At 49.8% G+C, this 8,916-nt stretch carries 8 protein-coding genes; 5 read left to right on the top strand and 3 right to left on the bottom strand.

Annotated features, from left to right (window positions below):
- Positions 1–190: 190 nt before the first annotated feature.
- The 3 genes from ACKTSG_RS05555 to ACKTSG_RS05545 form a co-directional block, all read right to left on the bottom strand.
- Complete coding sequence (locus tag ACKTSG_RS05555; protein WP_407892754.1) at positions 191–367, bottom strand: hypothetical protein; 177 nt, start codon at positions 365–367, stop codon at positions 191–193.
- 2 nt (positions 368–369) lie between these two features.
- Positions 370–630: a hypothetical protein gene (locus ACKTSG_RS05550; protein WP_407892752.1), complete on the bottom strand. Its 261-nt coding sequence runs from the start codon at positions 628–630 to the stop codon at positions 370–372.
- Between the two features lie 391 nt (positions 631–1,021).
- Positions 1,022–1,810, bottom strand: coding sequence for a Cof-type HAD-IIB family hydrolase (locus ACKTSG_RS05545; protein ID WP_407892750.1), 789 nt, complete (start codon positions 1,808–1,810; stop codon positions 1,022–1,024).
- Positions 1,811–1,979: 169 nt separating this feature from the next.
- Between ACKTSG_RS05545 and ACKTSG_RS05540 the strand changes: the two genes are divergently transcribed.
- The 5 genes from ACKTSG_RS05540 (at position 1,980) to ACKTSG_RS05520 (ending at position 8,374) form a co-directional block, all read left to right on the top strand.
- Positions 1,980–3,812, top strand: a complete 1,833-nt coding sequence (locus ACKTSG_RS05540) for a diguanylate cyclase domain-containing protein (protein WP_407892748.1) — start codon at positions 1,980–1,982, stop codon at positions 3,810–3,812.
- Between the two features lie 145 nt (positions 3,813–3,957).
- Positions 3,958–4,659, top strand: a complete 702-nt coding sequence (locus tag ACKTSG_RS05535) for an AzlC family ABC transporter permease (protein ID WP_407892746.1) — start codon at positions 3,958–3,960, stop codon at positions 4,657–4,659.
- Positions 4,656–4,979, top strand: coding sequence for an AzlD domain-containing protein (locus tag ACKTSG_RS05530; RefSeq protein WP_407892745.1), 324 nt, complete (start codon positions 4,656–4,658; stop codon positions 4,977–4,979). Before ACKTSG_RS05535 ends, ACKTSG_RS05530 begins: the two co-directional genes overlap by 4 nt.
- Before the next feature lie 120 nt (positions 4,980–5,099).
- On the top strand, positions 5,100–7,787 hold the full coding sequence (locus ACKTSG_RS05525; RefSeq protein ID WP_407892743.1) for an HAD-IC family P-type ATPase: 2,688 nt from the start codon (positions 5,100–5,102) through the stop codon (positions 7,785–7,787).
- 77 nt (positions 7,788–7,864) lie between these two features.
- Entirely contained in the window at positions 7,865–8,374 is a 510-nt protein-coding gene (locus ACKTSG_RS05520; RefSeq protein ID WP_407892741.1) for a transcription repressor NadR, read from the top strand.
- Positions 8,375–8,916: the final 542 nt, after the last annotated feature.

Below are 8,916 nucleotides of genomic sequence, written 5' to 3'. Positions count from 1 at the left end.
GTCCAACTTGATACGAACAATCTCGGGTTGATCTTCGTCCATATAAATACCTCACCATTCTTATGATGAGGTCATGATACCGCTTGGCAATTGAGAGGGATAGGCGGTCTGTTATTAGGTGCTTACCGCCGCAGCCCCCAGATTTTCGGTCCATGAGTGCAAACAAAAAAGCCGCGGAGATCGCGGCTTTTTAGCGTACTGTAAGTAAACTGATCAACACACCGATCAACACGACGCTGACGGCGCCTTTTAAGCTGTATGACAGCTTGGTGCCTTGCTTGGTGCGCCATTCGAAAATGAGCAAAGCGATGGTCACAGCCAAAGCGGTGACTACCATGATCAATAACTTCATCACTAAAGCATCCATGGTTACACTTCCAAATCAAAATAGGGATTGAGGCGCTTTTGGATCGCGTGGATCTGCAAGAGATCGATTTTTGGCAACAGCCGGTAGATGAACCCGGCGAAAGTGTCGCGGTGGAATTTGTAGTCCATACGACCGAGGCGTTGGTCGTGATCGTTTGAATCGCGTTGCCAGACTTCTAAGTTATAAGTCGCATCTGGAACTAACGTAATATAGCAGTTATCATTCAGCCACACAATGGGCTTAAGGGTAGATTGATCGATCACTTCAAGGCCTCCAAGTTATCTAATCCAAGTCCTGCAGACAACCGTTGCAGCAACAAGTTGCTTCCAGTATAGCAGAATTTGGCCAAACGCCAATTTTCAAAAGTTTGTGAAAATCAGTTCACAAGTGCACGCGACCCAGCGGCTGGCGGTTGCGCTTGTCAAGGCCAAATTTGCTAGTACAGGCTGGTATAACAGCGTTGAAGCCGAATGTCACAACCTTGGCTAGATAAAAAAATTATTTTTTTGGGGTGCGGCGGCAGTCTGTTTGATTCACAAACGGTACACCAAACGTCCTCATTCAGTATACAAACAAACGTTCGCTTCGTCAAATTATTGTATCGCCTGATAACCTTGACCCCACGGCGATGAAAGTTGTGCCAATGTTATTTAATCAAATCAAGCCAAAATGTTTCAACGCCTTGGGGATGCCGGCATGTAAGTAGTCATCGGTTTGATAATCAGCCACTGCCGCCACTTGAGGCAACGCATTGCCCATGGCCACCCCAACTGTGGCGGCTTTTAAAATGGCGATATCATTGTTGCCATCGCCAAAAGCATAAGTTGGCAAACCGCTAAGTTCTGGCTGCTTCATCAAAATGTCCAGCCCGCTGGCTTTAGACTGGTGCGCATTGACGATGTCTAAGGTGCTTTCGCCGTTGCGGTAAAACTGCAACTCAGGAAAAGCCTTGATATAGCGCTCGCCCATGGCATCACCTTGCGCGTTATGCGCCAAAAAGATCAACAACATGCACACGTCTCTGTGATCAAAAAACGCCGGATCCACTGGTGGCGGGGTTTGGCGCACCCATTGGTAATTGGCTTGGGTTTGTGGGGTGGTTTGTGAAAGTGCCGAACAGCGCCCATTATAATAAGCCAAAGCCACGCCGTCAGCGTTGGCTTGTGCCGTTAAACGATGTAGTTGCGGTAAACCGACCGGACTTTCAAATAAATGTTGCCCTTGGTGGTACACGTCTGCGCCATTGGCGGCAATGGCGCTGGAGATCTCGCCTAAGCGCATCCAATCGGCAAGTTCATAATAATTGCGCCCAGTCGACAGCACCGTCAACACATGATTGGCTTTTAACGCTTTTAATGCGGCGAGATTTTCTGGTGGGATCTGCTTTTGGGGATTCAGTAAGGTTTTGTCTAGATCAAATAATGCCACAGCTCGATAAGTCACAAAAACGCCTCCAACGATTGATACGCTTATTTTAACACGGCGGCCAGGTGAAAGAACCTAGCGCCTTTGCGGGAATTTCTCATGAAACCTGGTCAAAGCGCCTGTTCAGGCAAAAATAATTGTGAGAAAATGGAACCGATCAGGCATCCAGCCAAAAGGGGGCAGCGGCTTGAACTTTAATTTTGGTGATCTTTCAGCAAGCATGTGGCTGGTTCAAACAGTTGCGGCGACGTTTTTCACGGCAGGCTTTGTTGGCATTGAATTGTATATTTGGCGACGGGCTTTTGGTGGGCAACGCGATGCGACCTTTTTTCGCTGGTTGTTGACGCTGATGCCGCTGGCGACTGGGGCGATCATGGCTTATGGCGGGTATGCCGGATTTATGGATGGCATGATGTTTACCAATATGGCGCTGTTTATTTTGCTGGTGCCGATTTTTGATGAGCAGATCGCCATTGGTGAATACGCGCTGCGCATGCTTGGTGTTGCTGGGATCTGGTGGATGCATCATGCCTCTGGCCAATCGGCTTGGGGGTATTTGGCGATGGTGGCGATGCTAGGCATCGGGATCGCCATTCGCCTGCGGGCTGATGAAAACCGTAATCGCTCGCGGACGTTGATGATCGTGGCCGCATTTGCTGGGATCGCGTTTTGGTATACGGTGCCACCGCTGGCTGCGGGATTGCGCGTAGATGGGCGCTTGGCCACGCAAGCCGTGGGGATGTTTTTGGTGATGGCGGCGTTGACGGACTTTTTTTGGAGTTGGCAATGGCAACAATTTCAAACCCATCAACAACTCAAAGATCTCGCCGCTTATGACAAGCTGACCAATGCGACCACTTATCAGCAAGATCAAGCCGATATCACGGCATTGTTTGAAAAAGCGCAAGCCGATCATCAACCGTTGACGTTGATGGCGCTAGATATCGACCGGTTGCGTAAGATCAATCAAGAATTCGGGCATTTGGCTGGTAATGCGGTGTTGATCCAAACTGCTGAAACTTTGCTTGGCGTGTTGAAAAAACATGACTTGCATGAGCACTTCTATCGCGCTGGCGGCGAAGCGTTCAATGTGGCTTTCCCCAACGCTTCGCCGGATCAACTGTTGCCAGTGATCCGCGAATGCTTTCAAGCGATCCATGACGGGCAGTTCAGTTATGAAGGCGTCGCGATCCCAGTGACCGCGTCGATCGGCGTGACTGAAGTGCAAGTTGGCGATGGCGTGGCCGATGATCTGTACAAACGCGCCGATGACAATGTGTATGCGTCAAAGCAACGCGGGCGCGACACGATCACGATCGATGGCGCGCCGGTGCAAGCCAATGAAATGCGCAGTATCGCGCCAAAGTATGCGTTTTTTGCGCAACCGATCATGGATGCAAGCGCGCAACCGCCGCAAGTTTGGTGCAATGAGTTATTATTGCGGACTTATGATATCGCCCAAGGCCGCTGGGTGTTGCCAAATTCTTTTGATTTGGCAATCGACTTGCAAGTCCAGTTGATCTATCAAGCTGTCGCCAATGCCCACAGCAAGAACGTGGCGATCAATTTGACCTTGGCGCAATTTGCTGACCCGCAAACTGCCTATGCTTTGATCGCTTGCTTACAAAGCCATGACGGCCCAGATGCGTTGACGGTGGAAATCGTGGATGTGCCAGATCTGGCAACCACGCGCAGTATTTCCGCGATCTACCGCGCTGCTGGCATCCAGATTCATATTGATGATGTCGGGTCGGATAACTCCTTTGAATTGGTGCAACAGCTGATCCCTTATGTCGACGGCGTGAAATTTGCCATGCAGAATTTGCGGCAAACGGAATCTACCCAACGCATTCAAGAGCGGATCCGCTTTTGGGCCGAGGTGGCGCAAAAAAATTCTTTGCAGATCATTTTAGAAGGAGTCGAAGCGCAAGCCGATATCGATTTTGTCGAAGCGCTAGGGATCCATTATTTCCAAGGGTACTTCTTTGCCAAACCAGCGTTGCCGCAGTTGGCGGCGTGAAGTTGCGGCATCGACGTTTGCTGAAATCGGCAAGCGTCTTTTTTTGTGAGCAGAAATCGCCGGTGTTTATGGGGTTAGGGTTGATAATGAAAAATAAACAGGTAAAATCTAATTAAGTTCTCATATTAAAACGCGAGGTGAGCGGATGGATGCGCAATTAGACTTTAAAGCGGGGATCAAAGACGTCATGCCGACAGTGTTTGGCTATATCGGCGTGGGGTTGGCGTTTGGCATCGTGGCCCATACCAGTCATTTATCAGTATGGTTCGTGTTGTTGATGTCATTGATCGTTTATGCCGGCAGTGCCCAATTTGTGATCACCAGCATGTTGCTGGCAGGCAGTCCCATCGGCGCGATCGTGGTGTCGACGCTGTTGATCAATGCCCGCATGAGCTTAATGAGCATGACGGTGGCGCCATATTTACAAGACGAATCTATGGGCCAAAATATTGCCATTGGGACTTTGTTGACAGATGAAACTTTTGCGCTGTCCATGAACAAGCTCAACTTAACGGATCACCATTTGCGGCCGGCTTGGTTTCATGCCGCCAATGTGGTGGCTTACTTAGTGTGGATCATTGCCACGGTGATCGGCGCGCTGATCGGCAGTTTGATCCCAGATGCCAAAGCGCTGGGGTTGGATTTTGCGGTAGTGGCCATGTTTATCGGCTTGTTATATTTGCAAATGATCACGGATCGCTCGAAGCCCTTTTTGCGTCATTTGACCGTGGCGGCTTTTGTGGGGGTAGTGATGGTGATCTTGATGCGCTTCATGCCAGGGTCGACAGCTATTTTAGTGGCGACGATCTTAGGGTGCTTATTTGGAATGGCGGTGGAACATCGATGAGTAAAGTGCTGATCACGATCATTTTGTGCGGGTTGGTCACTTGGCTGATCCGTGTGGTGCCGTTTGCGTTGGTGAAAGCCGCCACGCTGCCGAAATGGCTGCTGCAGTTTTTAAGTTTTGTGCCAGTGGCGATCTTAGCGGCGATTTTTGTTGAAAGCTTGTTGGTGTATCACCAAGGGCAATGGCCAAGCGTCAATACTGAGAATTTGATCGCCAGTATTCCAGCCATCATCGCTGGGGTGATCTCCAAGAGTTTGCTGGTGGTGGTGATCGTCGGGATCGTTGCCATGGCAGTGATCCGAGCGCTAGGTTGGGTCTGAATGTGACACCTAAAATATTGCCCGGGAAATATCGAGGCTGAGACTTGCACTAATTTTCCCATCCCCGTAAGATTAAATTAGAAGCAGTGACTAAAATATTAATTAAAAGGATGATGATATATGGAAGATCCCAGTGCGCAGATAAAAATGACCCACTTAACGGTGGCACAGGTGCAACAAACCGTCAAAACGCCTGACTTAGAGGCCGGCTTGACGCAAGCCGAGGCCGAAAAACGTTTAGCCGCAAATGGGCCCAACGCTTTAGCTTCACATCGCACCCCAAAGTGGGTCTTATTCGTGCGGCAGTTCAACAACTTGATCATTTACATTCTGATCGGCGCAGCGCTGATGACCAGCATGATGCGCTTGTTGACTGACACGATCATTATTGCCTTGGTGATCATTATCAATGCGATCATTGGCTACATTCAAGAAAGTAATGCCTCTGATTCGCTTGATCAAATCAAAAAAATGCTGGCCCATAATGCCACGGTTTATCGTGACGGCCAGCGCATCGACGTCCCTGCCGAAGAACTGGTGGTCGGCGACGTCGTGTTCCTTGAAGCTGGGGATAATGTCCCAGCTGACTTGCGCATCATTGATAGCGATAACTTGATGATGCAAGAAGCAGTGTTAACTGGTGAAACCAACTCCGTCGCCAAATCGCCTGACGCATTGCCAAGCGACACCCCGCTAGCTGAACAAGCCAATATGGCCTTTTCGTCAACGGCCGTGGCATCAGGTTCTGGGTTGGGTTTGGTGATCGCCACTGGCGCAGATAGTGAACTCGGGAAGATCTCCGCGGCAGTGGCTAACGCCAAAAAGCGCCAATCGCCAATGATGAAGCAACTTGATGGCATCGGCAAAGGGATCTCTTATGGGATCTTGGCGTTTGCGGTGGCCTTATTTATCTTTGGGTTGATCGGCGGCCACTATACCTTAGGGACTTTGGCGTTAGGGATCGTGACGATGATCGTCGGGTCGATGCCAGAAGGGCTACCAGCGACGACGAGTGTGATCTTAGCCATGGGTGTGCAAGCCATGGCCAAAAACGAAAACACCATTGTCAAAGACTTGCCTTCGGTTGAAGTGTTAGGTTCAGTGGATGTGATCGCCACTGATAAAACTGGGACGTTGACACAAAACGAAATGACTGTGACGCATATTTTGACGCCGCAAGCTGAATATGCCGTCAGCGGCACTGGGTATGCGCCAGCTGGGGACTTCACCTTGGATCAACAGGTGATCGCGCCAGCAGACCACCAAGATCTCGCGGCGTTGTTGTTAGCCGGTTATGAAGCCAACGATACCACGTTAGCGCAAATCGACGGAAAATATGAGATCAACGGCGAACCCACTGATGGGGCGTTTATCACCGCATATCAAAAGGCTTTTGGCGTCACTGAAGAGCTTGAAGAATTGGATCTGATGCCATTTGATTCGGATTTTCGTTACATGGCCAAGTTGGTGCGCTTAGCAGACGGCACCAAAAAGCTGTATATCAAAGGCTCGCCAGATAAGTTATTGCCGATGGCCAAACAAGCGGATCCAAACTTTGATGAGGCCCATTATTTGGCTTGGACCAGCGCTTGTTCGCAAAAAGGCCAACGCGTCATTGCCGTGGGTTCACGCGTGGTAGACGCAGATACGATCAGTCATGATCTGTTAGCTGAAGGGATCGACTTTTTAGGGTTGGCCGCATTGATCGATCCGCCGCGTCCAGAAGTGATCGCGTCGATCCGCGACATGCGCAAAGCAGGCGTGAAAGTTAAAATGATCACTGGCGATCACCCGCAAACCGCCCAAGCGATCGCCAAAACCTTGAGTTTGGCCGATGACCCACAAGTCGTCACTGGCGCGCAACTGGCAGCCATGAGTCCTGCAGATCGCGAACACGCGATGGTGTCAGCAGATGTGTTTGCTCGCACCACGCCGGCTGATAAATTGGCGATCGTACAAGCTTTGCAAAAAGCTGGCAACGTGACGGCCATGGTCGGCGATGGGGTCAATGACGCCCCAGCGTTGAAACAAGCGGATATCGGCGTGGCCATGGGTGAGTCTGGGACTGACGTGGCCAAAGATGCCGCCGACATGATCTTAACAGACGATAAGTTTACGACCATGCAACGGGCGATCAAAGAAGGTCGCCGGATCTATGACAACATCAAAAAAAGTATTTTGTTCTTGTTGCCGACTAGTTTTGCTGAAGGGTTAGTGATCGCGTTTACCGTGTTGACCCGCGATGATATGCCGTTAAATGCCAGCCAAATGCTTTGGATCAACATGGTGTCGGCGATCACCATCCAATTAGCGTTTATTTTTGAACCAGCAGAAGATGGGATCATGTTGCGGCCACCGCGGCCTAACGATGCCCCGATGATGAACAAGCATGACGTTTTCCAACTGTTGTATGTGTCGGTGCTGATCTCTGGGATCGGCTTGATCGCCCATGACTGGTTGTTGCGCAATGGCATCGCCAGCCCAGCAGTGGCATCAACGATGATGGTCAACATCATTATCTTAGGCAAGATCTTTTATCTGTTTAACATTCGCACCAAAGCGATCGTGTTTTCCAAGCAGTTCTTCTCCAATCCGCACGCCTTTTGGATCATTGGGTTGATGATGGTGTTGCAACTAGGCTTGACGTATTTGCCATTCATGCAAAGTGTCATGCGCACCGCAGCGATGAGCTGGCGTGAATGGGGGATCGCAGTCGCGGCAGGATTTATCACCTTGATCGTCACGGAGTGTGATAAGCTGATCCGGATTGGTCTGCATCGGCGCGCAGGTCGAGCGCGCTTCCAATAATTTTGTTAATAGACTGGTCAGCACTGGTGTTTTAGCGTAAGCTGGGGGTATAAGACAATGCAACGGAGGGATTTACTATGTTAACCAGTGCTGAACGTCAATCTCAGATTCAAATGGCCTTAGCCGACGCCAAAGCCCCGATCACCGCCACGGCTTTTGCCAAAAAGTTTGGGGTCAGTCGCCAAACGGTCGTCGGGGATGTGGCTTTGTTGCGGGCCCAAGGGACGAAACTGATCGCCACACCGCGCGGCTATCAGTTTGAAGATAGCGCCACAAAAACTGCTGTGATCGTTTGCAAGCACTCCCCAGAAGATGCCGTTAAAGAAATGCAGATCATTATCGATCATGGTGGCGTCGTGAAAGATGTCATGATCGATCACCCAGTATATGGCCAATTACGCGGCTCGCTTGAAGTGGCTTCAGAACAAGAGATCCACTTGTTTCACTCACGCATGTTGCAACATGAAAGCCATATGTTGTCTGAATTGACTGATGGCGTTCACCTACACACCATTGGCTATGAAAAGCCAGAACAGATCTCTGAGATCAAACAAGCCTTGCGTGAAGCCGGGTTCTTATACGAATAAGCCTCAGCACCTTTGCGCCACGATCACTTGGATCGCGGCGCAAAGGTTTTTTTGTGTTGCCGTGTCTATTAAAAAAGCGATGACGCAGCATTAAAAAATTCACACCAATTGGTTGCAATTGGTATCGTGTCATGATAGGATAATGACAAATTCTGGTAGCTTGGTTAAGGTGCTGATTTGACCGGATGGCCGCACTTGGCAAGGACACCCGAATCAAAAGTGATTGGTACCGCCGTCAAATCAGCGAAATCTTGATGCTTTTGGTTGCAGATAACAAATTATCCGGATATTTTATTTGACAGAGGTGAAAACCTCAGGTATGCTAAGCCCATATTAAAAAAAGGAGGGGCCGCTATGAACGAATCGATGAAACAAATGCAATGTTGCTGCGTATGCATGTGCAAGTCGACGCTGATGGCGGACTCTTGGACGGCATATTTGGCTAGGTAACGACTAGACCAAATTTTGGCGCCGACGCCTTCAGCGGATGCTTTTTGCATCGTTGGAGGATCGTCGGCGCCTTTTTGTCGTAAAAATCAATT

The organism is Lacticaseibacillus salsurae (assembly GCF_045862175.1).
GTDB lineage: Bacteria > Bacillota > Bacilli > Lactobacillales > Lactobacillaceae > Lacticaseibacillus > Lacticaseibacillus salsurae.
This window is presented reverse-complemented; position numbering and strand designations above follow the sequence as displayed.

Coding starts and splice junctions, on each gene's coding strand:
- ACKTSG_RS05555 (WP_407892754.1), bottom strand. CDS start 367: ATGGATGCTTTAGTGATGAAGTTATTGATCATGGTAGTCACCGCTTTG.
- ACKTSG_RS05535 (WP_407892746.1), top strand. CDS start 3,958: ATGGATGCGCAATTAGACTTTAAAGCGGGGATCAAAGACGTCATGCCG.
- ACKTSG_RS05530 (WP_407892745.1), top strand. CDS start 4,656: ATGAGTAAAGTGCTGATCACGATCATTTTGTGCGGGTTGGTCACTTGG.
- ACKTSG_RS05525 (WP_407892743.1), top strand. CDS start 5,100: ATGGAAGATCCCAGTGCGCAGATAAAAATGACCCACTTAACGGTGGCA.
- ACKTSG_RS05520 (WP_407892741.1), top strand. CDS start 7,865: ATGTTAACCAGTGCTGAACGTCAATCTCAGATTCAAATGGCCTTAGCC.